Raw genomic sequence first — 24,257 nt, forward strand, 5'->3', positions numbered from 1 at the left:
CGTCAGATCCGGTAACCCGAGCCCGGCACGGTGACGATCACCGGGGGCTCGCCGAGCTTGCGGCGCAGGGTCATGACGGTGACCCGGACGACGTTGGTGAACGGGTCGGTGTTCTCGTCCCAGGCCTTCTCCAGGAGCTGCTCGGCCGAGACCACGGCGCCCTCGCTGCGCATCAGCACTTCGAGCACCGCGAACTCCTTGGGCGCGAGCTGGATCTCCCGGCCCTCGCGGAAGACCTCGCGGCGGTTGGGGTCCAGCTTGATGCCGGCCCGCTCCAGGATGGGCGGCAGGGGGACGGTGGTGCGCCGGCCGAGCGCGCGGACGCGGGCGGTCAGCTCGGTGAAGGCGAACGGCTTGGGCAGGTAGTCGTCCGCGCCGATCTCCAGGCCCTCGACCCGGTCGCTGACGTCTCCGGCCGCCGTCAGCATCAGGACACGGGTGGGCATGCCCAGCTCGACGATCTTGCGGCAGACGTCGTCGCCGTGGACGAGCGGGAGGTCCCGGTCGAGCACGACCACGTCGTAGTCGTTCACACCGATCCGCTCCAGGGCCGCGGCGCCGTCGTACACGACGTCGACGGCCATGGCCTCCCGGCGCAGTCCGGTGGCCACCGCATCGGCGAGCAGCTGCTCGTCCTCGACGACGAGTACGCGCACGGCGCATTTCCTTCCCTAGGGACCCGCGTCGCGCGCGGGCAGATCTGTGCACTGAACCAGTGACTGTGAGCTTCCATCCTGCCCCTTACGGCCATAAACCGGCGGTAAGACGGTGCCGGACCGGGGCCCGCCACCCACCTGCGGTTTTCGGCCAGGAGCGGGCGCCCGCGCGGGAATGAACAGGATTGGCGCGGCAGTTGAGGTTTCTTTGAGAGTGGGCTTGGGGAGGACGACTGCACACCCCGCGATCACGCCCTGTCTGTGGCATGCCACATCCTCACGTCGTGGTCGCGACCCACCGTCGGCACATCCCGTGCCACCGACCCACGACGAGGGGGCGCACCATGGACGCTTTCACCGCAGGACTTCTGCAGCGCATAAGGACCACGGAAACCGACCTCACACGGGCGCGTGAGACCGGCGACGACTTCCTCGCCGACGTCGAGCAGGCCGAGCTGGACGATCTCCACCGTCTGGCCGCCGAGCACGGCGTAGAGGTAGCCGCAGCCGTCTGACCCCACCCCGACCCACCAGGAAACCCCGGCGCCACGGGACGGCGCCGGGGTTTCGTCCTGCCTGGGGGCCGCGCCCGGGCCCCTCAGTCGTGCCAGGCCCCGTACTCCTCCAGCAGGGCCTGGAGGGGGCCGAAGAGGTCCGGGGAGGCGGCGACGGTGAGGTCCCGGGAGGGGGCCTCGCCGGGGCGGCCGCCGGTCAGGGCGCCGGCCTCGCGGGCGATCAGGTCGCCGGCCGCCAGGTCCCACGGGTTCAGGCCGCGCTCGTAGTACCCGTCGAGCCGGCCGGCCGCCACGTCGCACAGGTCGATCGCGGCCGAGCCGCCGCGCCGGATGTCGCGGAACCGCGGGATCAGGCGCTGGGCCACCTCGGCCTGGTGGGCGCGGACCGACTGGACGTAGGCGAAGCCCGTGCCGACCAGGGACTGGGACAGCGGGGCCGGCGGGCGGCAGCGCAGCGGGCGCCCGCCCTCGAAGGCGCCGCCGCCGAGGACCGCGTGATAGGTCTCCCCGCGCATCGGGGCGGCGACCACGCCGGCGACCCGCTCGCCGTTCTGCTCGGCGGCGATGGAGACGGCCCAAGTGGGCAGCCCGTACAGGTAGTTGACGGTTCCGTCCAGCGGGTCGATGACCCAGCGGATGCCGCTGGTGCCCTCGCTGGACGCGCCCTCCTCGCCGAGGAACCCGTCGTCGGGGCGGTGCTCGGCGAGGTAGCCCGTGATCAGCTTCTCGGCAGCGATGTCCATCTCGGTCACCACGTCGATGGGGCTGGACTTGGTGGCGGCCACGGCGAGGTCGGCCGGGCGGCCGTCGCGCAGCAGCTCGCCGGCCCGCCGGGCGGCCTCCAGGGCGAGGCCGAGCAGTTCGCGGTGCAGAGGGTCGGTCATGGGTGCTCCCTTACGCGTACGGGCTGTCGGCTCCGGCGGCCGCGGGCTTGACGGCGCCGCGGGCGGCGGGGCAGCAGCCGACCGCGCAGAGGTCGTGCGAGGGGCCGAGTGATCCAAGGGCGCACCGCTCGACGGGCCGGCCGCGCTCGGCCGCGGCCCGCTCGACGACGAGCTCGCGCACGGCCGCGGCGAAGCGCGGGTCGGCGCCGACGGTCGCGGAGCGGGCGACGGGCAGGCCGAGCTCGGCGGCCTTGGCGGTGGCCTCCGTGTCGAGGTCGTACAGGACCTCCATGTGGTCGGAGACGAAGCCGATGGGGACCATGACGACGGCCGGGGCGCCCTCGCCGTGCAGGGTCTCCAGGTGGTCGCAGATGTCGGGTTCGAGCCAGGGGATGTGCGGGGCGCCGGAGCGCGACTGGTAGACCAGCCGCCAGGGGTGCTCGACGCCGGTCTCGGCCTGGACCGCGTCCGCCACGACCCGCGCCACGTCCAGGTGCTCGCGCACATAGGCGCCGCCGTCGCCGTGCTCCTCGACGGGGCCCGAGGTGTCGGCCGCGGCCTCCGGGATGGAGTGCGTGGTGAAGGCGAGGTGGGCGCCGGCTCGGACGTCCTCGGGCAGCGCGGCGAGCGAGGCGAGGACGCCGTCGACCACGGGGCGCACGAAGCCCGGGTGGTTGAAGTAGTGCCGCAGCTTGTCGACCCTCGGCACGTCCAGGCCCTCGGCCTCCAGGGCGGCCAGGGACTCCGCGAGGTTCTCGCGGTACTGCCGGCAGCCCGAGTACGAGGCGTAGGCGCTGGTGGCGAGGACCGCGATGCGGCGGCGGCCGTCGGCGGCCATCTCGCGCAGGGTGTCGGTCAGATAGGGCGCCCAGTTGCGGTTGCCCCAGTAGACCGGCAGGTCCAGGCTGTTCTCGGCGAAGTCCTTGCGCAGCGCGTCGAGCAGGGCGCGGTTCTGCTCGTTGATGGGGCTCACGCCGCCGAACAGGAAGTAGTGCTGCCCCACCTCCTTGAGCCGCTCCTTGGGGATGCCCCGGCCGCGCGTCACGTTCTCCAGGAACGGGACCACGTCGTCGGGGCCTTCGGGACCGCCGAAGGAGAGCAGCAGCAGGGCGTCGTACGGGGCGGCGGCCGCGGCCGCTCCGGGAGCTGGATCACGCAGTTCGGACATGACCCGATCCTGCCATCCGCCGGTGACAGGCGCGGAACCGAGCCACGGGAACCCGACCCGCGCCGCGTCCGCGCGGCTCGGCGGGGGTCGCGCGACGAGGCGAAGTCGAGCCGGAAAAGGCGGTGCGCCGGACTACTTCAGCGTCGTAAGCTTTAGGCATTAATTACACGCGTCACGCCGGATCCCGGAGCCCCCGTTGCCCAGTCCCTATCGCGCGATCTTCGCCGCCCCCGGCACCAAGGGGTTCTCCGCCGCCGGCCTGCTCGGCCGGATGCCGCTGTCGATGATGGGCATCGGCATCGTGACGATGATCTCCCAGCTCACCGGCCGCTACGGACTGGCCGGGGCGCTCTCGGCGACCCTCGCCATGTCGGCCGCCGTGATCGGCCCCCAGATATCCCGGCTCGTCGACCGGCACGGCCAGCGCCGGGTGCTGCGCCCGGCGACCCTGGTCGCCGTCGCGGCCGTCACCGGGCTCCTCGTCTGCGCCCAGCAGAGCGCGCCGGACTGGACGCTCTTCGTCTTCGCGGCGGGCGCGGGCTGTGTGCCGAGCGTCGGCTCGATGGTCCGGGCCCGCTGGGCCGCGATCTACCGCGGCGACCGGCAGAACCTCCACACGGCGTACTCGTGGGAGTCGATCGTCGACGAGCTGTGCTTCATCCTGGGGCCGATCCTGTCCATCGGCCTCTCCACCGCCTGGTTCGCCGAGGCGGGCCCCCTGATCGCCGCCTGTTTCCTGGTCGTCGGCGTCTTCTGGCTGACCGCCCAGCGCGGCACCGAACCCGTACCGCATCCGCACGAGCACCACAGCGGCCGGTCCGCCCTGAGCTCGCGCGGGCTCCAGGTCCTGGTCGCCACCTTCGTCGCCACCGGCGCGATCTTCGGTTCGGTCGACGTGGTGACCGTCGCCTTCGCCGACGAGCGCGGCCACAAGGCGCTGGCCAGCCTCGTCCTGGCCGTGTACGCGCTCGGCTCCTGCCTCGCGGGAGCGGTGTTCGGGCTGCTGCGGCTCAAGGGCGCGGCGTCCACCAGGTGGCTGGCCGGTGTCTGCGCGATGGCGGTGAGTATGATCCCGCTCCAACTGGCCGGGAACCTGCCGTTCCTCGCCGTGGCGCTCTTTGTCGCGGGCCTCTTCATCGCACCGACGATGGTGACGACGATGGCCCTCGTCGAGCAGCACGTACCGCGCAGCAAGCTCACCGAGGGCATGACCTGGACCAGTACCGGGCTCGCGGTCGGTGTGGCGCTCGGCTCCTCCGCCGCCGGTTGGGTGGTGGACGCGGCGGGCGCGCAGGCGGGGTACCTGGTGGCCGGCGTGTCGGGAACGCTCGCGGCGGCGGTGGCGTTCTCGGGGTACCGCCGGCTTCGCAGGCCGGTGACGCATCGGGAGGGGCTCGAAGCAGATGAGCGGAGCGAACGGCAGCACCTGGCGTAACTGGGCGGGGAACGTCACCGCGCGACCGACAAGGGAAGTGTCCCCGGCCTCCGCGGCCGAACTGGCGCAGGCGGTGCGCCGCGCCGCCGAGCAGGGCCTGACGGTGAAGGCGGTCGGCACCGGCCACTCCTTCACGGCGGCCGCCGCCACCGACGGCGTGCTCATACGTCCCGACCTGCTGACCGGCATCCGCGAGATCGACCGCGCCGCGATGACCGTCACGGTGGAGGCGGGCACCCCGCTGAAGCGGCTGAACGCGGTGCTGGCCCGGGAGGGCCTCTCGCTCACGAACATGGGCGACATCATGGAGCAGACGGTGGCGGGCGCCACCAGCACCGGCACGCACGGCACCGGCCGCGACTCGGCCTCGATCGCCGCCCAGATCAAGGCACTTGAGCTGGTCACGGCCGACGGCTCGCTGCTCACCTGCTCCGAGAAGGAGAACGCCGAGGTCTTCGCGGCGGCCCGGATCGGGCTCGGCGCGCTCGGCGTCGTCACCGCGATCACCTTCGCCGTGGAGCCGGTCTTCCTGCTCACGGCCCGCGAGGAGCCGATGGCCTTCGAGAGGGTCGCCGCCGACTTCGACGAACTCTTCACGGAGAACGAGCACTTCGAGTTCTACTGGTTCCCGCACACCGGCAACTGCAACACCAAGCGCAACAACCGCAGCGCCGGCCCGGCCGCGCCGCCGGGGAGGCTCAGGGGCTGGATCGACGACGAGTTCATGTCCAACGGGCTGTTCCAGGTGGTGTGTTCGCTGGGCCGGGCGGTACCCGCCACCATCCCGGCCGTCGCCAAGGTCTCCAGCCGCGCGCTCTCCGCCCGCACCTACACCGACATCCCGTACAAGGTCTTCACCAGCCCCCGCCGGGTCCGCTTCGTGGAGATGGAGTACGCCCTGCCGCGCGAGGCGGTGGTCGGGGCGCTGCGCGAGGTGAAGGCCCTGGTGGAGCGCTCGCCGCTGCGGGTGAGCTTCCCGGTGGAGGTCCGTACCGCGCCCGCCGACGACATCGCGCTCTCCACCGCCTCCGGCCGTGAGACCGCGTACATCGCCGTGCACATGTACCGGGGCACGCCCTACCAGGCGTACTTCACCGCCGTCGAGCGGATCATGACCGCGCACGCGGGGCGCCCGCACTGGGGCAAGATCCACACGCGTGACGCGGCCTACTTCGCGGAGGTCTACCCGCGCTTCGCCGAGTTCACCGCGCTGCGCGACCGGCTCGACCCGGAGCGCCGGTTCGCCAACGCGTATCTGCGGCGGGTGCTCGGCGACTGATCCGGCACGTTACGGGGCGGTGCTCGCCCCGGACTTCGGGTCCGGGGTGCCCGGGTCGGAGGTGCCCTTGCCGGGGCCGGAGCTCTGGGAGCCGGACGGCGTGGGCGTCGGGGTCGGGGTGGTGCCGCCCGAGCCGGTGCCGGTCCCCGAGTCGGAACCGGATCCCGGTCCGCCGGACTTGGACGGGGACGGCGAGGACGACGGGTCGCTCGTGCCCGGGTCTCCCCCGGTCGTCCCCTTCTCGTGGCTCCCGCTCGGAGCCGGCGAACCGCCGGTGCCGGTGCCGGGCGACTTGTCGCCCCAGTCACCCGGGTCCGAGGGCGCCTGCGGCTCCTGCTTCTTGGAGCCTCCGGTGAACACGGACGTCAGGGTGGTCCCGCCGCCGTTGCCGCCGACCTCGCCGCCGGAGATCAGTTCGTACGCGGTGATGCCGCCCATCGACACCCCGAAGACGACGGCCGCCGCGAGCAGCGGACGCTTCCAGCCGCGCAGCCGGGAGCCGTGCACGGTCGCCTCGTTGAACTCCTTGGCGGGCTCCGCGCCGGGCGGCAGCGACCCCCCGTCGGCCGACTTGAGCAACTGGGTCCGGTCGGCGTCGGCCCGCGGCAGCATCTGCGTGCGGTCCGCGTCGACGGGCCCCGGCATCCGCGTCCGGTCGGGGTCGAGCCGGCCGAGCAGCTGGGTGCGCTCGGCGTCCGCCCGCGGCAGCATCCGCGTGCGGTCCGCGTCGACCTGCCCGAGCAACTGGGTGCGCTCGGCGTCGGCCGCCGGCCCCGGCCCCGGCCCGCCGCCGTCCCGCTTGTAGGGGGAGAGCACCGGCACCTGGCGCGCGCCGACCTTGGCCTGGACCGTCACCTCGCGGAGCTGCTCGCCGGTGCGTTTGAAGAAGTACTGGAAGACGGTGCCCCCGCAGGTGGCGACCACGCTCACGACACCGGCGCCGATGAACGTCCCGTACACGCCCAGAGTGGAGGCGAGCACCGCCGCGGCGACCGCCGCGAGCGCGCTGCCGGCCACTTGGGGCACGCTCAGATCGATGCGCTTCTTCTCTTCCGTCCCGGTGTCCGCCTTGTCAGTCATGCCCAGCCCTTGTTCGCCCTTCTGGTCCGTCTTGCACAGAGAAAGGACATTTGAGCGAAAGGAATAGTTCCGGTTCCGGGGATTGTGTGAAGCAGGACACGTGGGGGCCTGGGACGGCCGCGCCGGGGCAGGCTCAACTCCCGTACGCCACGAGAACTTCGGCGGCGTGCCGGTCCACCCAGGTGGCCCGAATGGAGTACTGTGGCGAGCCCTGGGCCCCGGGTCCCACACGGGTATCCGGGACTACGGGAGGGGGCCGAACGCGGCACTCGAACCGGCGGCGCCGCGGCACCGCACGGGGGCCTGCTGCACAGAGTGACCACCCCGGTCACTCTGCGTTGCGAATAGGTAACCGTGCCATAACGGCGTTCCAGGGCCCATGCCCGACACGCCGGGCAACTCGGCAATGTTGTGGCAGGCTGCACCCGGGCAGGCCACACTCGACTAGCGGAAGCAGCGACGCACGTGACGTCGGCAGGCACCACCCGGGAGGTCCCCATGCCCGAACTGCGTGTCGTGGCCGTCTCCAACGACGGCACACGACTGGTGCTCAAGGCTGCGGACAGCACGGAGTACACGCTTCCGATCGACGAGCGGCTCCGGGCCGCTGTGCGCAACGACCGAGCCCGCCTCGGACAGATCGAGATCGAGGTGGAGAGCCACCTCCGCCCGCGCGACATCCAGGCGCGCATACGAGCCGGCGCCTCCGCCGAGGAGGTCGCCCAGCTCGCCGGGATCCCGGTCGACCGCGTACGACGCTTCGAAGGCCCCGTGCTCGCGGAGCGCGCCTTCATGGCGGAGCGGGCGCGGAAGACTCCGGTGCGGCGTCCGGGCGAGAACACCGGCCCCCAGCTCGGCGAGGCGGTCCAGGAGCGGCTGCTGCTGCGCGGCGCCGACAAGGACAGCGTGGGATGGGACTCCTGGCGCCGCGACGACGGCACCTGGGAAGTCCTGCTGGTGTACCTGGTCGCGGGCGAGCCGCACTCCGCGAGCTGGACCTACGACCCGCCGCGCCGGCTCGTCCAGGCCGTCGACGACGAGGCCCGCTCGCTGATCGGCGAGTCCGACGACACCATCACCACGGTTCCCGAGCCGAGCTTCCCGTTCGTGCCGCGGATCGCCCGGCTGCCCCGGGACCGGCCGCTCGACCGCGCCCTGGACCGGCAGTTGGAGCGTCCGGCGCCGCCGCCGCCCGAGCCTGCGGTGGACGAGAGCGACTCGCTGACCAGCCTGCTCGAAGCCGTGCCGAGCTTCCGGGGCGACATGGTCGTGCCCGAGCGCCCCTCGGCGCCGCCCGAGCCGCCCGAGCTCGAGCCGGCCGCCGTCGAGCCCGGTATCGAGGAACCGCCCGCACCGGCCGCTTCGGCGGGAGCGGGCTCGGCGTACGCCGACGTCCTGATGCCCCGTACCGTGGCCGGCCACCGCGACCGGCTCACCGGCACCACCGACCGCCAGGCCGAGGCCGACGGGGTGCGGCCGGGGCGGCGGGCCGCGGTGCCGAGCTGGGACGAGATCGTGTTCGGCACGCGGCGCAAGAAGCAGGACTGACCGTTCGCAGGACAGACGCCGGGCCCGTACGCAGGACGCGTACGGGCCCGCTGCCTTGTGCGCTACCGCGGGTCGGGGCCCGTCGCGACCGGGCGGGACTCGTCCGAGGACCACTCGGACCACGAACCGGCGTACAGCGCGGCCGGGATGCCCGCGACGGCAAGGGCCAGCACCTCGTGGGCGCCGGAGACACCGGAGCCGCAATACACGCCGACCCTCCCGCCCGAGGCGCCAAGCGCCTTGAAACGGGCGGCCAGTTCGTCGGCGGGCAGCAGCCGGCCGTCCGGGCCCACGTTCTCGGTGGTCGGCGCCGAGAGGGCGCCCGGGATGTGCCCGCCGACCCGGTCGATCGGCTCCACGTCCCCTCGGTAGCGCTCCCCCGCGCGGGCGTCGAGGAGCACTCCGGTGCGGGCCAGGTCCGCCGCCGCGTCCGCGTCGAGGAGCTCGACCGCGCCCGGCTCGGGGCGGAAGTCGCCCTCGGCGGGCGCCGGGATCTCGGTGCTCAGCTCGCCCGTCCAGGCGGCCAGGCCGCCGTCGAGGACGCGGACGTCACGGTGGCCCGTCCAACGCAGCAGCCACCACGCGCGGGCCGCCGCCCAGCCCTGGCCGCCGTCGTACACGACGACGGGGGTCCCGGCCGTCACGCCCGCCCGGCGCATCACCCGGCCGAATTCGGCCACGTCCGGAAGCGGGTGGCGGCCGCCGGATCCGGGCGGTCCGGCCAGTTCCGCGTCCAGGTCGACGAACACGGCACCGGGCAGGTGCCCGGCCTCGTACTCGGCGCGGCCGTCGAACGCGGGTGCGCCGGCCGCCTTCGCCAGGCTCAACTGCCAGCGGATGTCGAGCAGGACCGGCGGCCGCGGCCCGGCCGTCTCGGCCGCGAGTTCGGGTGCGGTGATGATGGCATTCATGGGGTCATCCTCGCGCAGAGTCCACCGGCAAGGTAACGCGCAGGAAAAGGATGAGAAGTACCAAAGCGGGCAACCTCCTGCGGGAACGCGCCAAAAGCGGCGCGGCCGGGGCGCTCTGCGGCGAAGGTGGTGGAAGCATCGGCCCGGGTGCGCAGGTTCCCTGGACCGCATCCGAGAGCAGCAGTACGGCGACGGCCTAGGAGAGAGTGACGATGACCCAGTCGGAGACCCGGCGCACACCTGGCACGCCCTGCTGGGTGAGTCTCATGGTGCACGGTCTGGCCGCGACCCAGGAGTTCTACGGGGCACTGTTCGGCTGGGAGTTCCGGCCCGGCCCGCAGCAGCTCGGCCCCTATGTGCGAGCGCTGCTCGACGGCGAGGAGGTGGCCGGAATCGGCCAGCTGCCGCCCGACCGGCATCTGCCGATCGCCTGGACCACCTATCTGGCGGCCGACGACGCGGACGCGACGGCCGAGACCATCCGGCACTGCGGCGGCACCGTCGGAGTCGGCCCGCTGGACGCGGGCGAGGCCGGCCGGATGGCGATCGCCTCGGACCCGGTGGGGGCGGTGTTCGGGATCTGGCAGGGCGGTGAGCACATCGGGGCCGCCGTCGCGGGCGCGCCCGGCACCCCCGCCTGGAACGAGCTGGTGACGCGCGAGACCGCGTCGGTCGGCAAGTTCTACCAGGCGGTGTTCGGCTACGACCTGGAGCCGGTCGTCTCGGCCGACTTCGACTATGTGACGCTGCATCTGGACGGCCACCCCGTCGCCTCGCTGCACGGCGTGGGCAACGCGCTGCCGCGCGACAAGGGCGCGCACTGGATGACCCACTTCGAGGTCGCCGACGTCGACGAGTCGGCCGGACGGGTCGCCGAGCTCGGCGGGCAGGTGCTCCAGCAGCCCCGCGAGGGGGCGAGCGGACGCACGGCGACGGTCACCGACCCGGAGGGGGCGGTGTTCACCCTCGTACGCTCGACCCCCTGACTCCAACTCCGGCGTCCAGAGGGGCAGTTGCGGCCGACTGAGCCGGGGCACGCACCCGGTCCACCGTGGCGTACGAAAGGCGTCTCCGTCCTTCCGGGCGCCCGGTCGCGGGGGGTTCCGCGGCGGCGCCCCTGCGGGACACTGACCGCCGGGGGGAAACGCATGAGGGACGCAGGACGGCCGGGGGCGCGCAGCGTGCTGGAAGGTGCCTTCGCCCTGCTGGCCGCGATCGAACGACTCGGACAGGCCGGGGTGACCCGGCTCGCCGTGGAGAGCGGGCTGCCGAAGGCCACGGCCCACCGCCTGCTCCAGCAACTGATGGAACTCGGCGCGGTGGAGCGGACGCGGGGCCAGTACCGGATGGGGCCGCGCCTCTTCCGGTTCGGCCAGGCCTGGCAGCCCCACCCCCGGCTCGGGGCCGCGGCGCGGGCCCCGCTGCGCCGGCTCGCGACGACGACCGGTGCGACGGTGACGCTCGCGGTGCTGTGGGAGGGCCGGACCCTGATCGCGCAGGCCGCCCCCGGCGCACTCGACGAGCGGATGCCGGTGCGGGCCGGCTCGGTCTTTCCGTGGGCGACGGCCGCGGGCAAGCTGCTCGTCGCCGAGGCCCGGCCGAGCCCCCTTCTCGGGCCGCTGCCCTCGGGCTGGCGGTGGGAGGCGGCGTCGATCCAGGAGCGGGGCATCGCCTTCGACCGGCAGGAGCTGATCGAAGGGGTGAGCTGCGTGGCCGCGCCGGTCCTCGGCGCGCGGGGGCGTCCGGTGGCGGCGGTGTGCGCGCTCGTCGACCCGGCCGGCCCGCTGGAGCGGTTCTCGGAGGCGGTCCGGCAGGCGGGGTGCGCCATCAGCGGCGGGCTGCGGTCCGGCCGTTCCGCTCAGCGGAACCGCGCATGACAGCGCCGGGCCCGTGGGGCCAGTCTTCCATCGGCACACAATGCCGCGACGCGAGGGGGAAAGCGATGAGCGGGGGAAGCAGTTCACGACGCTGGAACTTCCATGTTCTGGCGGCCGTGGTGGTGTGGGTGGTGGCGCCCGAGGTGTGGGGCGCCGGCCACCGGCCGGGCAGGGGCGGCGCATGACGGCCGCGTCCGGGCCCGTGAGCGGGGCGGCGGGCGAGCTGGCCCGCCTGCTGCGCCGCAGACGGATCGAGACGGGGCAGTCGATGCGCGTCCTGGCCCGCCGGGTCGGCCTGTCCGCGCACAGTCCGATCTCCGACTACGAGCAGGGCCGACGGCTGCCGCCGCCGGACCTGGACGGGGCCCTTGAGGCGGCCCTCGAAATCCCCGGCGGCACGCTCGCCCGGCTGCGCCGCGAGGCGCTCGCCGAGCGGGCGACGGCGCTGCTCGCCCACACCCCCGGGCCGCCGCCCGAGCCCCGCCGGGCCGGGCCGGTACCGGCCGGTGACGGCGCGGCGGCGGTGCTCGGCTTCATGCTGGGCGTTCCGGCCACGCTCGCCGTGGTCATCCTGTGGGCAGCCGTGCGCCGCGGGGCGCGCTGAGTGCCGGGTGCGCGGCCGCCGGGGCCAGGCTCCGGTAGCCGCGCGCGTGGTACAGCAACGGGCTGTCCGCCAACGGGAGTTGGGCCTCGACGACCCGGCCGATCACCATGCTGTGGTCGCCGGCCGCGAGGACGTGTTCGTATGCGCACAGGAGCCGGACGAGCGAGCCCCGCACCGCCGGAAGACCGCCGAGGACGTCGAGCCCCGGTCCGGCGAAGCGGTCCTCGCCCCGGGCGGCGAACCGCCGCGCGATGTCCTCCTGTCCGGCCGCGAGCACGCTCACGCACCACCGGCGCGCCGTGCGGAGCACCCGGTGGCAGGAGGCGCCGTCCGCCACGCAGAACAGGACGAGCGGCGGCTCCAGGGAGAGCGAGCAGAGCGAGCTCACCGTCATGCCGTGCGGCACCCCGTGGGCGTCCCGCACGGTGACCACCGCGACCGGGCCCGCCACCCGGGCCATGGCCGCCCGGAAGGTGTCAGCGTCCACCGCCATCGCGGCCACCTCCCACGCCCGCCGTGTCGAGCCCCTTCAACAGGCCGAGCGCCTCGGCCGGTTCGGCGTCCGGCAGCAGGCCCGCGCCGTGCAGCCGGAGCAGGTCGTGCAGGTCGTCGGCCGCCCGGCGGCTCTCGCCGAGCCCGGCCAGACACTCCGCCCGGCGGCAGAGCAGCCCCGCCAGGTCCGCGCCGGGCAGGGCGAGCGCCCGGGTGAAGTCGGCGAGCGCCTGCCCGGCCTCGCCCGCGGCCGCCAGGGCGAAGCCCCGGTTGTAGAGCACGTCGGGGTGTTCGCCGCCGAGCGCGAGGGCCGCCGTCAGATCGGCCACCGCGCCGCGCGGGTCGCCCTGTTCGAAGGTGAGCACGGCGCGGTCCGTCAGCGCCGGGACGCTCGAAGGATCGGCGGCCAGCGCCCGGTCGTAGCACGCCCGGGCCGGCTCCGGCCGCCCCAGGGCCTGTTCGGCGAGCCCCGCGAGGCACAGCAGCCGGGCGTCCTCGCCGAGCAGACCGAGGCCCGCCCGTACGTCGGCGAGCGCCTCGCGCGGCCGGTCGGCCTCGATCAGGAGGGCCACCCGGGCGAGCCGGGGCGCCGGCTCGCCCGGCTCCAGGTCGAGGGCGCGGGCGAAGTCGGCGAGCGCCCCTTCGACGTCCCCCGCCTCGGCCCGTACGTCGCCCCGGTTGTGGAAGAGCTCGGGCATGGGCACCGAGACCTGGACGGCCCGGTCGTACCCGGCGAGCGCGCCCGCCAGATCCCCTTGCCGGCGGCAGACGTTGGCGCGGTCCACGTGGTACTCGACGTAGTGGGGGTCCCGGGCGATGAGTTCGGTGAAGTCGGCGTACGCCTCGTCGAGCCGGCCGAGCGCGAAGCGCACCCGGGCCCGGTTGTGCAGGAGCTGGGAGCGGTGCACCACGTAGCGGTCGGGCGGCAGTTCGCGCTCCAGGCGCTCGATGCCGCGCGTGGTGAGGTCGTGGGAGAGCTCCAGGTCGCCGCGGTGCATCGCGACCAGGGCGAGGCCGTTGTCCTGGAACACCTGGTAGTAGGCGCCGAGCACCGGGTCGGGCTCCAGGGCGGCCAGCGCCCGCGCGTTGTTCATGTGTTCCAGGGCCAGGTCGTGGTCCCTCGGCTCCAGGAAGCGGGTGTGCAGCACGGCGAGCGCGTAGCTGGTCGACATCTGCACCCGGGGTGTCGGGTAGCGGCGGCGCAGCTCCCGGTAGAGGCTCACGCACTCCTCGTAACGGCCGAGCGGGACCAGGGCGCTGGCGGCCTTGGCGGTGAAGTGGCAGTAGTCCTCGGCGTCGGCGTCCGGGTCGCACAGGGCGCGGCCGCGCGTGCCGAGGTCGACGGTGGCCTCCGAGTAGCCGATCGCCACGCACAGTTCGAGTGCGGTGCGCAGCGCCCGGCGGCCCGCGCCGTGCGGATCGGCGCCTCGCTCACGGTGGTTGGGGATGGCGCCGATCAGCAGCCCCCGGTCGGGCCGTGCCTCCAGCTCGGCGGCGCGCTCGTCGTGCAGCGCGGCCCGCGCCTCCTCGGTCAGCGCGCGGTAGGCGGCGTACGCCTCGACGTCGTCGCTGGTGCAGTCCGACCGGACGTAGGCGCGGGCGTCGGGCGCGGGCGCGGGACGGGCCGTCGCGGGGGCCGCGACGGAGTCCGTGAACTCCCCGATGGCGCAGGCCAGTTCGGGGATCAGCGGCCCCTCCCCCACCGCCACCGCGACCCTCAGCACCCGGGGGTCGGCGCGCCGCAGGAGCAGGGCGAGGAACTCCTGCTCGGTGCCGGAGGCCGCGTGTACGTCGTCGAAGGCGAGGGCGGGCGGGGGGCCGGGGCGCCGGCGGGCGTGGGCGAGCAGGAAGTCGACGACGCCGTGGCTGGTCGCGCGGATCATGCGCTCGGCGAAGTACCGGGTGCGCTCCTCGTGCGGGGTGTCGTTCACCAGCGAGGGCGGGGGCGGCCCGATGCGTTCGGACAGGTCGGGGACGAGGTAGAGCAGGGTGGCCCGGTGCTCGTCGACCAGGCCGGGGCCGGCCTCCCAGGCCTCGGGCACATAGTGGTGGAGGAGCGCGGTGAGGGCGGTGCAGGGGCCGCGCAGCCACTGGTGGCAGGTGGTGGTGAACTCGTAGGGGCCCCCGGCGTCGAGCGCGGCCCGGCGGTCGGCGGCGCGGGCGCCGGTGACGGCGAGGTGGCGAGCGGTCATGGCGTGACTCCCCGGGCGGTTCGACGACGACGGAGGTGGACCCGCACGGTCAGCCAGGCCCAGAAGGCGATCTGCACGATGTTGAGCGCGGCGAACACCAGGCTGTCCCAGAACGGCAGTCCGCTGCCCGCCGAGGAGATCCCGTCCGCGAGCAGCCGTACGGTCCGCACGAAGAGGGGCACGAACACCAGCGGCGCCATGGCGAGGAGCACCGCCACCCCGACGGTGAAGAACGGGGCGTACCAGCGGGCGACGGCGAGGTCCCGCTCGGTCCACTGGGTCAGGTCGACGCGTCCGGGGCGCCGGGCGAGACGGCGCAGCCGGTTCAGGACGAGGGCGCGGGTGGCCGCGTGCAGATCGTGGCAGCCGAGCGCGGTGGCGAAGACGTAGTAGACGTCCGTCTCCAGGAACAGGAAGAGCTGGTAGCCGCAGCGGATCAGGATCGGGAACGCCACGGCGAGCAGGAGCCGCCCGGCGACCGGTTCGGCGCCGTCCGGCCCGCGCAGCGCGAACGCGGTCAGGCCGAGGGCGCTCACCACGACCAGGTCGATCAGCATCCCGGCGAGGAACGGCAGATACCGCTTGCGGCGCTCGACGGTGAGCAGGCCGTTCATCCGGGTCTCGAAGACCACGATGTAGAGCCGGGTGCCCATGCCGAGTTCGCTGGGCTGGCCGAGCCTGCGCCCGGCCAGCACGTGGCACGCCTCGTGCAGGCCGACGAAGGGCAACTGGCCGAAGACGACGACGAGTTGGACCAGGAGCAGTGAGTCGGTGTAGAAGACCTGGCCCGGGTGGGGCGCGAGGCCGGGGGTGGTGGCGATGACGGCGAGCCAGGCCGCGATGAGCACGCCGTAGCAGCAGAGCGCGGGGCGCGAGAAGACGACGCGGGCCGTTCGCTGGAAGCGGACCGGCGCGGCGGGGCCGGTTTCCGGCGGGCCGGGCTCGTCGGCGCCGCGCAGGAAGCCGAGTTCGCCGAGGGTGTCGAGGAAGTCGGCCATGTCCAGCTGTTCGCCGTAGTGCTCCGCGTACCAGGCGGCGGCCCGCGCGGGGCTCTCGCCCTCGGTCATCCGCCGCAGTGCGGCGGCCCCGTCGGGCGGCAGTACGGCGAAGTCGTCGGTGTCGGGCCGGCCGACCAGGACGCCGTCGCCGTCGGGCACGAAACTCAGCCGGTGGAAGGAGAGGGGACGGTCGAGGAGCACGGGACGCCTCCCGGTAGGTGTACGGGATCGGGACGGGGCCCGCGCCCCGGATGACACAAGGCGCGGGCCCCGCTGCGCACACGTCGCGACGCGTACCGGTCAGAAGGCGAAGAGGTTGTAGTGGGTCTGGCACGGCGCGGTCAGACGGATGGAACCGGTCTTGCGCACGATGATCTTCTTCATGGTGTCCTCCTTGAGGGGAGTCGGCCGCTGAGGCGGCGACAACCCAGGAGTACACGGACGTGAGCGGTCGTGGTGTTCGGGCGAACCGATGCCGAACACCTTCGTACCGTTCGCGGGACGAGCGGCGAACAGGCCTGGTTCCAGGGCCCGTTGGGCCCGGTGGGCCACGGTGGTGATGCCGAAGGCGAAGACGCCGGTCACCGGGCCGAGCCGCGAGGACAGGGGAAGGACGGCAGAGGGTCTCGCGGTCAAGCTGCCGGCCCGGCGGTCTCGTTGACCGCCAGTGCGAAGGCCTCCGCCTGCGCGGAGGGCCGGGTGCGGTGACGGATGAGGCCCAGTTCGGAGTGGGGCAGGCCCCGCACCGGAACGAAGGTGAGCGAGTCGCGGCGCCCGTGGTAGTCGGCCGTGGACCGGCACAGCAGCATGGCGCCGAGGTTGGCCGCCGTCAGACTCAGCCCTTCCTGAAGGGTGTTGACGCTGGGCCCGGCCGGCACGGGGAGGCCGCCCGGGGTCACGCCGGGGGCCTGGGCCTGCCGCCAGTACTCGGGGGCGCCACCGTCGATGCCGATGAGGCGGCAGTCGGCGAGCTCTTCGGCGGAGAGCGAGTCCCGGGCGGCGAAGGGGTGCCGGACCGACACGGCGAGGGTCTGCGGCTGCCGGGAGAAGACCGGGCCGAGGGCCAGGTCGTCCTCGGCCACCGGCAGCAGGACCACCGCGCAGTCCACCTCCTGGCGGCGCAGCGGCCCGAAGGGGTCGGAGAGCGGAATCTCGACGACGCTGATCGCGCAGTCGGGATACCGGTCCCCGAACAGGGCGATCGCCCGGCTCAGGTCGTCGTCGACGGTGCCCTGGAAGCCGATGCGCAGCTCTCCGCCGATGCCCCGGGCGACAGCCCTGGCCTCGTCGACCGTGGCGCGCAGGGCGTCGTACGCGGGGCGCAGGCTCGCGAGGAAGCTCTCGCCGAGCGGGGTCAGGCGCACCCGACGGCTGGTGCGTTCGACGAGCGGCGCGCCGATGCGGCTCTCCAGGGAACGCAGCAGCTGGCTGACCCGGCTCTGGGAGACGTACAGCCGCTCGCCCGCCCGTCCGAAGTGCAACTCCTGCGCGAGCACGAGGAATGACTCCAGCTCGCGTATCTCGACACCGCTCATGGTCGCTTGTCCACACCATCGCTCCGCGCGTTCGATCGAGTAGTCCCCCTTATCGAAGGATGAGGGATCGGCCGTTGTTCCCGCAGGTCGGGACGGGTTGGCTGGTGGCATGGCACAGACTGAGGAAAGAGCAGGCACCGCTGGGGTGCCGGAGCGCTCGGCGACCCGCGGCTGGCTGGACGTCGTGGCCGTCGCGAGCGCGACGTTCACGGTGGTGACGTCCGAGATGCTGCCCGTGGGCCTGCTGACGCCCATCGGGGACGCGCTGAAGGTGACCGAGGGCACGGCCGGACTGACCCTGACCGTCACCGGCCTGGTCGGTGCGGTGTCGGCGCCGCTGCTGACACCGCTATGGGGGCGGTTCGACCGGCGGGCGGTGCTCTGTGCGCTGATGGCGGTTCTGGCGGTGGGCAACCTGCTTGCCGCGTGGTCTCCGCACTTCGCCGTGATGGTGGCCGCCCGCGTCCTGGTCGGCATGGGCATGGGCGGCGTCTGGGCGATCGCCGCGGGTCTGGCGGTACGTCTGGTGCCGCCGAAGTCGATCGGCTCGGCGACCTCGTTGATCTTCAGCGGTATCGCGGTGGCGTCGGTGCTGGGCGTCCCGGCGGGTGCGTACATCGGTGAACTGGCCAACTGGCGGATGGCGTTCGTGACGGTGGGCGCGCTTGCCCTGGTCGCTCTGGTCGCCTTGGCGGCTCTGCTGCCAAGGCTGCCCGCCGAGCAGGACGTCCGGCTCGGCGGTGTGATGAGGCTGTTCGGCGAGGCGCGGGTGCGGACTGGACTGGCCGTGGTGGCGCTGCTGGTCACCGGGCACTTCGCCGCCTACACATACGTGCGCCCTGTACTCGAGGAGGTCTCGGGGGCATCCGCCGGGATGATCGGCACGCTGCTGCTGGTGTACGGAGTCGCCGGTGTGGCGGGCAACTTCGCGGCCGGCGCGGGCGCCGGGCGGTCACCGCGCTCCACCCTGCTGGTGATCAGCGCGGTGCTGGCGGCCACGGTCACGCTGGTGCCGGTGCTCGGCGGCTCTGTCCTGACCGCCGGTGTACTGCTCGGCGTCTGGGGCCTGTCCTACGGTGGCGTGTCGGTCAGCACCCAGACCTGGCTGCTGGCTTCGGCTCCCGGGACCAGGGAGGCCGCGTCCTCCCTGTTCGTCGGCGTCTTCAACGGAGCGATCGCCCTGGGCGCGCTGGCCGGAGGGCTGGTCGCGGACGGCGCCGGGGTCACCGCGGTGATGTGGCTGGGCGGCGGGCTCGCCATCGCGGCCCTCGCGGTGACGGCGCTGGGCAAGGCCCCCTCGTCCGGGCGCTTCTGAGACCGGGCCGCGCCCGCCCCGGGGCCGCGCCGCCCCGGATCGGGGCTGGCGGGCCGAAGGCTTCGCAGCCGACCGCGGCATGCCGCTGCGTTCCGTGACAGCAGTGCCACCGCGGCGGCATGCGGCCGGAACACCGGCGCCGGCGGGAGAGCACCGCGCCGAGTCCCGCCGAATCAGCTGGAAGCGACCGGCAGCACGTCCGGAGACAGCGCCCCCGCACGGGCCGCGGCGCTCGTCATCCGCCTGCGGTGATGGCGCCGGCACAGCACTTCGTAGCCGACCTCCGCCACGGGCCGGTCCACGTCCCCCACTACGACCTGCTCGCCCTCGACCACCATCTCCCCGCCCACGGTGCGCGCATTGTGGGTGGCACGGGCGCCGCACCAGCACATCGCCTCGACCTGCAGCGTCTCGACACGGTCGGCGAGTTCGATCAGGCGCTGCGAGCCGGGAAAGAGCTTGGTACGGAAGTCGGTGGTGATACCGAACGCGAAGACGTCCATGTTCAGCTCGTCCACGATCCGGGCGAGCTGGTCGATCTGCCCGGACAGCAGGAACTGGGCCTCGTCGACAATCACGTAGTCGACCCTGCCGCCCCCCGACAGCTGCTCCACCACGTACCCGTACAGATCCAGGCCCGGCCCCGCCTCCACCGCGTCGGTCACCAGCCCCAGACGCGACGACAGCTTGCCCTCCCCCGCACGGTCGTCGCGCGTGAAGATCAGCCCCTGCAGACCACGCGCCGACCGGTTGTGTTCGATCTGAAGCGCCAGAGTCGACTTTCCACAGTCCATTGTTCCCGAGAAGAAGGCCAGTTCAGACATCAGGACAGCGAGACCTTTCGGATCGGACAAAGACCGCAGCCAAGCGAGCCGGTGCCCTTTCCGCAGTCCATCGTTCCGGAGAAGAACACCAGCTCGGGCATGGGAGGGTGACGGCCTTTCAGATCTGGGGGGGGTGGTTACGAGCGTACTTCGAGGAGCGGTACGAGCTGCTCCGCCGGGGTCATCGAGCCGTGGTTGCCGACCATGAGGGACTCGTGGGGCTCGCGACGCGAGGCGATGATGACGACGTCGTCGCGGGCGGCGGCGACCACGTCGCCGATCCGGCCGTACACCCGCTCGTCGATCCGGGGGCCGAACCAGCCCGCGGCGATCGCCTCGTCGCGGCTCGCCACCCAGAACTGCTCGCCGAGCACCTCGCGCCAGCAGGTCAGCACGTCGGAGACGGCGCCCGGCACGGCGTACACATGGCGGGCCCGGCCCTCGCCGCCGAGCAGGGCGACGCCGGCGCGCAGCTCCCAGTCCTCGTCGACGTCGATGCGGGACTGCTCGTCGAAGGGGATGTCGATCATGCCGTGGTCGGCGGTGATGTACAGGGCCGCGCGCGGCGGGAGCTGCTCGGCGAGGCGCTGGGCGAGCCGGTCGACGTACATCAGCTGGCCGCGCCAGGCGTCCGAGTCGACGCCGAAGCGGTGGCCCTTGCCGTCGACGTCGGAGTAGTACGTGTACACCAACGACCGGTCTCCGGCGGCGAGTTGGGCCGCCGCCAGGTCCATGCGCTCCTCGCCGGAGAGCCGGCCCCGGAAGGTGCCGCCGCTGAGCGCGACCTTGGTGAGCGGGGTGTGCTCGAAAGTCGGCGAGGACACCTGGGCGGTGTGCACGCCCGCCCGGTCGGCGAGCTGGAAGACCGTGGGGTACGGCTGCCAGGTGTGCGGATCGGTCCAGGGCTTCCAGCGGAGCTGGTTCATCAGCTCGCCGCTGTCGGGGTTGCGCGCGGTGTAGCCGGGCAGCCCGTGCTCGCCGGGGGCCAGGCCCGTGCCGACCGAGGCGAGCGAGGTCGCGGTGGTGGCGGGGAACCCGGCGGTTATGGGCCGGCCGGTGCCGCCGCGCGAGGTGGCGAGCAGCGCGTGCAGATAGGGCGCCTCGTCGGGGTGCGCCCCGATCTGCTCCCAGCCGAGGCCGTCGATCAGGAAGACGCAGTTGCGGTCGGCGGGGGCGAGCTCGGCGATGCGCGGCTCGAAACCGGGCACGCCCTGGCCCGCAACGAGGGTGGGCAGCAGATCGGCGAGCGATCCGGTGCCGTACTCGGGGACGGGTGCGGTGTCGAGGGCGAGGGGCTCGGGATCGTGCCAGGCGGGCTGGGCCATCAGCGGCCGGTCGCCGCGGTCGCCTCGGACAGCGCCTGCGCGAAGGCCAGGGTCTGGCGGACCGTGTCGGGGCCGTCGCCGGCCTCGCTGACGCGCAGGCTCAGGTCGTCGGCGGTGGAGTTGCCGGTGTAGCCGTGGTCGGCGTCGCAGTTGGGGTCGCCGCAGGCGGCGGGCTCCAGGTCGATCCGCGCGACCGCGCCCCAGCCGATGGTCAGGACGACCTCGCGGGGCAGCGTGCCGGGCGTGTAGGACTCGGGGTTGGCGACGACGCGGCTCACCACGACGGACGAGATCCGGCCGAGCTTCACGGACTCGGTGGAGGTGGTCGCGTACGGCGTCGGGGAGCTGGTGTCGGCGTTCTGCTCGTCGGTGTGGCTGACGATGAAACGGTTGTCCGTGAGGACCAGGACCGTCACGTGACGGCGTACTTCATTGGCGTCGAAGGTGGTCTCCTGGTGGACCAGGTACGACGCGATCGGCTCGCCGCCGACTGCGGCCTCCACCGCCTCGGCCACAAGGGCCGGGTAGTAGCCGCTGCGCTCGATCGCCGCGCGGAGCCCCTGGGTCGTCGTACCGGTCTTCGCCATGAGGTCCATCTTAAGCTGCCCCTGGAGGCGGGCGGCCCTCAGTAGCTGGGCAGGCGCCTGGGGCCGAGGTCGGTGCGGGGCGGGGCGGGGGCGAGGCGGACGGTCGCGCCGAGCACCGAGAGGCCGTGCTGGGCGACGATGACGGGCTCAAGGCCCACGGCGACCACCTCGGGATGGTCGTCGACCAGCCGCGACACCCGCAGCAGCAGTTCTTCGAGGGCCGCGGTGTCGACGGGCGCGGAACCCCGCCAGCCGAACAGGAGCGGCGCCGTCCTGATGGATCTCAGCAGCTCACGGGCGTCACGGTCGGTGGCAGGGATCAGCCGGTGCGCGGTGTCGCCGAGCAGCTCGGAGGCGGCGCCGGCCAGGCCGAAGGAGAGCACGGCGCCGACCGCGGAGTCGATCGAGGCACGCACGACGGTGTCCACCCCGCGCGGGACCATGGCCTGCACGACGGGCCCCAGCTCCTCGGGTTTGCCGAGGGCGGCCGTCAATTCGGCATATGCACGGGCGAGTTGGCGCTCGTCCGCCAGGTCGAGGCGTACGCCGCCGAGGTCGGGGCGGTGGCGCAGGTGCGGGGCGGTGGGCTTGAGCGCGACGGGGAAGCCGAGGCGGCGGGCGGCCTCGACGGCGCGGTCGGGGTCGGGCGCGGGCAGCGTGGGACGGACCGCGATGCCGTACCGGCCGAGCAGCTCCCCGGCGTCCTCGGCGGACAGGGTGGTGCCGCGGGCGTCGGGGGCGGGGCCGAGGATGCGGTCGATCAGGGCGGCGGCGCCCGGCTCGTCGATGTCGTCGTACTCCCCCGCCCTGCCGGGCTCGGCCGCGTCCCGCCGCCAGCGGGCGTAGCGGACGGCCTCGGCCAGCGCGCGCACCGCTCGCTCGGCGGCGGGGTAGGCGGGAATGCGGGCTGCCTCACGGGGCGGGGTGGGGTCGGTGTTCTCGCTGTTCGGCTGCCCGCCGGTGGGTGGGCGGGTTGCCTCACGGGTCGGGAGTGCGTCGCCTTTCGGCTGACCGCCGGTGGGCGTGCCGGGGGCTCTGCCCCCGGACCCCCGCTCCTCAAACGCCGGAGGGGCTGGATTTGACGGCGTTGGAGGGGCTGGATCGGGTGAAGTCGGGCGGGCTGGATTTGGCGCGGCGGGCGTGGCCGGCCGGACCGTGCGGGCCGCTGCCGCGAGGGCCTCGGCCAGGCCGCCGATTTCCACGTGCACCACCGCCACCGGCTTCGCGGGGGCCGTGGCGGCGGCCTCGCGCAGGGCGTCGGCGAGGACCTGGCCGTCGCCGGACTCCAGCGCTCCGCTCTCGCCGACCCAGGGGATGGCGGTGACCACGACCGCGTCGCAGGCGTCGTCGGCCAGGGCCGCGGCGAGGGCCGCCCGGAAGTCCGCCGGGGTCGCGCCGGTCGTCAGGTCGAGCGGCCTGAGCGGGCGCAGCCCCTCGGTCAGACAGGCGTCGTACGTCAGCAGGCCCAGCGATTCGGAGTTGCCGAGGATCGCCACCCGCGGACCCGCGGGCAGCGGCTGGCCCGCGAGCAGCAGGCCCGCGTCCACGAGCTCGGTGACGGTGCCGACCAGGATGACCCCCGCCTGGCGCAGCAGCGCCGAGACGGTGGCGTCCGGCACCCGCGTCACCGGGACGGCGTGGCCCGGCGGGGTGGTGCCGCTGTGCCGGGCGCCCTTGACCACCACCACGGGCTTCGCGGCGGCCGTGCGCCGGGCGAGGCGGGTGAACTTGCGCGGGTTGCCGATGGATTCGAGGTACAGCAGCACCACATCGGTGTCGGGGTCCTCGTGCCAGTACTGGAGGAAGTCGTTGCCCGACAGGTCCGCACGGTTGCCGGAGGAGATGAACGTGGACAGGCCCGCGCCCCGCCGGTAGAGGCCCGAAAGGAGGGCGATGCCGATCGCGCCGGACTGGGTGAACAGGCCGATGCGCCCGGCGGGCGGCGCCTCGGGGGCGAGCGAGGCGTTCAGCCGCACCCCGGGCGCGGTGTTGATGATCCCGAACGCGTTCGGGCCGATCAGCCGCATCCCGTAGCTGCGGGCCTGGCGGACCAGGGCGCGCTGGCGCTCGCGGCCGCTCTCGCCGCTCTCCGCATATTCGGCCGAGAGCACGACCAGGCCCTGGACGCCGTGCTCGCCGCAGTCGGCGACGGCCTCCGGCACCCGTTCGGCGGGCACCGCAAGAATCGCCAGGTCCACCGGCTCGCCGATCGCGCCGACCGAGGCGTACGCCGGGACGCCCTCGATCTCGTGCGGCCCGGGACCCAGCGCGTTGTTCACCGCGTACGTACGCCCGGTGAACCCGGCGTCCAGGACGTTGCGCAGGACCGCGCGGCCGACGCCGCCGGGGGCGCGGCCGGTGCCGATGACCGCGACCGAGCCGGGCGTGAGCAGGCGCCGCACGGAACGCGCCTCGGCGCGGTACTCGCGGGCGCGCTGCACGGCGAGGGACTCGGCGGTGGGCTCCAGATCGAGGGTGAGGTGGACCGAGCCGTCCTCGAAGGACCGCTTCTGCTGGTAGCCGGCGTCCGTGAAGACCTTGATCATCTTGTTGTTGGCGGGCAGCACCTCGGCGGCGAACCGCCTGATCCCGCGCTCGCGGGCGACCGCCGCGATGTGTTCGAGGAGCGTGGAGGCGACGCCCCGGCCCTGGTGGGCGTCCTGGACCAGGAAGGCGACCTCGGCCTCGTCGGCGGGGGCGGAGGCCGGGCGGCCCTGGGCGTTGATCCGGTCGTAGCGGACGGTCGCGATGAACTCGCCGCCGACGGTGGCCGCGAGCCCGACCCGGTCGACGTAGTCGTGATGGGTGAAGCGGTGGACGTCCTTGGCGGACAGGCGGGGGTAGGGCGCGAAGAAGCGGTAGTACTTCGACTCGTCCGACACCAGCTCGTAGAAGGAGACCAGGCGCTCGGCGTCCTCGGTGGTGATGGGCCTGATGCGCGCGGTGCCGCCGTCGCGGAGCACCACGTCGGCCTCCCAGTGAGCGGGGTACGCGGGGTCGGACGCCGTCGTCATACCGAAAGCGTACGGGTC

22 protein-coding genes are annotated in these 24,257 nt (G+C 73.6%); 8 read left to right on the forward strand and 14 right to left on the reverse strand.

From position 1 onward, the window contains the following. Positions 1–2 precede the first annotated feature (2 nt). A complete protein-coding gene (locus ACFYZA_RS32165; RefSeq protein WP_053725484.1) occupies positions 3–656 on the reverse strand; it encodes a response regulator transcription factor in 654 nt (217 codons plus the stop codon). Positions 657–1,000: 344 nt separating this feature from the next. On the opposite strand from ACFYZA_RS32165, the gene ACFYZA_RS32170 reads away from it, so the two are divergent. Then, entirely contained in the window at positions 1,001–1,171 is a 171-nt protein-coding gene (locus ACFYZA_RS32170) for a hypothetical protein (RefSeq protein WP_167152800.1), read from the forward strand. Between the two features lie 83 nt (positions 1,172–1,254). Here the strand turns inward: ACFYZA_RS32170 and ACFYZA_RS32175 are convergent, their stop codons facing one another. Next, a complete protein-coding gene (locus tag ACFYZA_RS32175; protein ID WP_382590147.1) occupies positions 1,255–2,055 on the reverse strand; it encodes an inositol monophosphatase family protein in 801 nt (266 codons plus the stop codon). Positions 2,056–2,065: 10 nt separating this feature from the next. Next, entirely contained in the window at positions 2,066–3,223 is a 1,158-nt protein-coding gene (locus ACFYZA_RS32180) for a ferrochelatase (RefSeq protein ID WP_388494253.1), read from the reverse strand. 196 nt (positions 3,224–3,419) lie between these two features. Between ACFYZA_RS32180 and ACFYZA_RS32185 the strand changes: the two genes are divergently transcribed. Both ACFYZA_RS32185 and ACFYZA_RS32190 read left to right on the forward strand, forming a co-directional pair. Beyond that, a complete protein-coding gene (locus tag ACFYZA_RS32185) occupies positions 3,420–4,658 on the forward strand; it encodes an MFS transporter (RefSeq protein WP_382590141.1) in 1,239 nt (412 codons plus the stop codon). Then, positions 4,627–5,937 (forward strand): D-arabinono-1,4-lactone oxidase, encoded by a 1,311-nt coding sequence (locus ACFYZA_RS32190; protein WP_382590138.1) that lies wholly within the window; start codon positions 4,627–4,629, stop codon positions 5,935–5,937. Before ACFYZA_RS32185 ends, ACFYZA_RS32190 begins: the two co-directional genes overlap by 32 nt. Before the next feature lie 9 nt (positions 5,938–5,946). Here ACFYZA_RS32190 and ACFYZA_RS32195 read toward each other — a convergent pair whose 3' ends face one another. Further along, positions 5,947–7,017 carry a hypothetical protein gene (locus ACFYZA_RS32195; RefSeq protein WP_388494254.1) on the reverse strand — a complete coding sequence of 357 codons (1,071 nt, stop codon included), beginning with the start codon at positions 7,015–7,017 and terminating at the stop codon, positions 5,947–5,949. A 498-nt stretch (positions 7,018–7,515) separates the two neighbouring features. Between ACFYZA_RS32195 and sepH the strand changes: the two genes are divergently transcribed. Beyond that, positions 7,516–8,565, forward strand: coding sequence for a septation protein SepH (gene sepH / locus ACFYZA_RS32200; protein WP_382590132.1), 1,050 nt, complete (start codon positions 7,516–7,518; stop codon positions 8,563–8,565). Positions 8,566–8,627: 62 nt separating this feature from the next. Here the strand turns inward: sepH and ACFYZA_RS32205 are convergent, their stop codons facing one another. Beyond that, positions 8,628–9,476: a sulfurtransferase gene (locus ACFYZA_RS32205; RefSeq protein ID WP_382590129.1), complete on the reverse strand. Its 849-nt coding sequence runs from the start codon at positions 9,474–9,476 to the stop codon at positions 8,628–8,630. 212 nt (positions 9,477–9,688) lie between these two features. Between ACFYZA_RS32205 and ACFYZA_RS32210 the strand changes: the two genes are divergently transcribed. From ACFYZA_RS32210 to ACFYZA_RS32220, 3 genes are all read left to right on the forward strand, one after another. Next, positions 9,689–10,462: a VOC family protein gene (locus ACFYZA_RS32210; protein ID WP_382590126.1), complete on the forward strand. Its 774-nt coding sequence runs from the start codon at positions 9,689–9,691 to the stop codon at positions 10,460–10,462. A 162-nt stretch (positions 10,463–10,624) separates the two neighbouring features. Then, positions 10,625–11,353 carry an IclR family transcriptional regulator gene (locus tag ACFYZA_RS32215; protein WP_382590123.1) on the forward strand — a complete coding sequence of 243 codons (729 nt, stop codon included), beginning with the start codon at positions 10,625–10,627 and terminating at the stop codon, positions 11,351–11,353. 181 nt (positions 11,354–11,534) lie between these two features. Continuing rightward, a complete protein-coding gene (locus ACFYZA_RS32220; protein ID WP_382590120.1) occupies positions 11,535–11,957 on the forward strand; it encodes a helix-turn-helix domain-containing protein in 423 nt (140 codons plus the stop codon). Here the strand turns inward: ACFYZA_RS32220 and ACFYZA_RS32225 are convergent. From ACFYZA_RS32225 to ACFYZA_RS32245, 5 genes are all read right to left on the reverse strand, one after another. Next, positions 11,920–12,450 carry a flavin reductase family protein gene (locus ACFYZA_RS32225; RefSeq protein ID WP_388494255.1) on the reverse strand — a complete coding sequence of 177 codons (531 nt, stop codon included), beginning with the start codon at positions 12,448–12,450 and terminating at the stop codon, positions 11,920–11,922. The two genes, ACFYZA_RS32220 and ACFYZA_RS32225, sit on opposite strands and share 38 nt — an antisense overlap. Beyond that, positions 12,434–14,641 carry a tetratricopeptide repeat protein gene (locus ACFYZA_RS32230; protein ID WP_388494256.1) on the reverse strand — a complete coding sequence of 736 codons (2,208 nt, stop codon included), beginning with the start codon at positions 14,639–14,641 and terminating at the stop codon, positions 12,434–12,436. The genes ACFYZA_RS32225 and ACFYZA_RS32230 overlap by 17 nt, the downstream gene beginning before the upstream one ends. Then, the gene (locus ACFYZA_RS32235; RefSeq protein ID WP_388494257.1) at positions 14,638–15,840 is read right to left on the reverse strand and encodes a hypothetical protein; all 1,203 of its coding nucleotides are present in this window, start codon (positions 15,838–15,840) and stop codon (positions 14,638–14,640) included. Before ACFYZA_RS32235 ends, ACFYZA_RS32230 begins: the two co-directional genes overlap by 4 nt. 99 nt (positions 15,841–15,939) lie before the next feature. Next, positions 15,940–16,275, reverse strand: a complete 336-nt coding sequence (locus ACFYZA_RS32240) for a hypothetical protein (protein WP_388494258.1) — start codon at positions 16,273–16,275, stop codon at positions 15,940–15,942. Continuing rightward, positions 16,272–17,174 carry a LysR family transcriptional regulator gene (locus ACFYZA_RS32245; protein ID WP_388494259.1) on the reverse strand — a complete coding sequence of 301 codons (903 nt, stop codon included), beginning with the start codon at positions 17,172–17,174 and terminating at the stop codon, positions 16,272–16,274. Before ACFYZA_RS32245 ends, ACFYZA_RS32240 begins: the two co-directional genes overlap by 4 nt. Before the next feature lie 109 nt (positions 17,175–17,283). On the opposite strand from ACFYZA_RS32245, the gene ACFYZA_RS32250 reads away from it, so the two are divergent. Next, the gene (locus ACFYZA_RS32250; protein ID WP_388494260.1) at positions 17,284–18,489 is read left to right on the forward strand and encodes an MFS transporter; all 1,206 of its coding nucleotides are present in this window, start codon (positions 17,284–17,286) and stop codon (positions 18,487–18,489) included. Between the two features lie 173 nt (positions 18,490–18,662). On the opposite strand, the gene ACFYZA_RS32255 is transcribed toward ACFYZA_RS32250, so the two are convergent. The 4 genes from ACFYZA_RS32255 to ACFYZA_RS32270 all read right to left on the reverse strand — a co-directional run bounded on the left by ACFYZA_RS32255 (position 18,663) and on the right by ACFYZA_RS32270 (position 24,239). Then, positions 18,663–19,313, reverse strand: a complete 651-nt coding sequence (locus tag ACFYZA_RS32255) for a thymidine kinase (protein ID WP_382590099.1) — start codon at positions 19,311–19,313, stop codon at positions 18,663–18,665. A 137-nt stretch (positions 19,314–19,450) separates the two neighbouring features. Next, positions 19,451–20,638, reverse strand: a complete 1,188-nt coding sequence (locus ACFYZA_RS32260; RefSeq protein WP_382590096.1) for an alkaline phosphatase family protein — start codon at positions 20,636–20,638, stop codon at positions 19,451–19,453. Continuing rightward, positions 20,638–21,225: a DUF5998 family protein gene (locus ACFYZA_RS32265; RefSeq protein ID WP_053725537.1), complete on the reverse strand. Its 588-nt coding sequence runs from the start codon at positions 21,223–21,225 to the stop codon at positions 20,638–20,640. Before ACFYZA_RS32265 ends, ACFYZA_RS32260 begins: the two co-directional genes overlap by 1 nt. Before the next feature lie 38 nt (positions 21,226–21,263). Beyond that, positions 21,264–24,239, reverse strand: coding sequence for a GNAT family N-acetyltransferase (locus ACFYZA_RS32270; protein ID WP_388494261.1), 2,976 nt, complete (start codon positions 24,237–24,239; stop codon positions 21,264–21,266). Positions 24,240–24,257: the final 18 nt, after the last annotated feature.

The sequence above is a fragment of the Streptomyces sp. NPDC001828 genome (genome assembly GCF_042892175.1).
GTDB lineage: Bacteria > Actinomycetota > Actinomycetes > Streptomycetales > Streptomycetaceae > Streptomyces.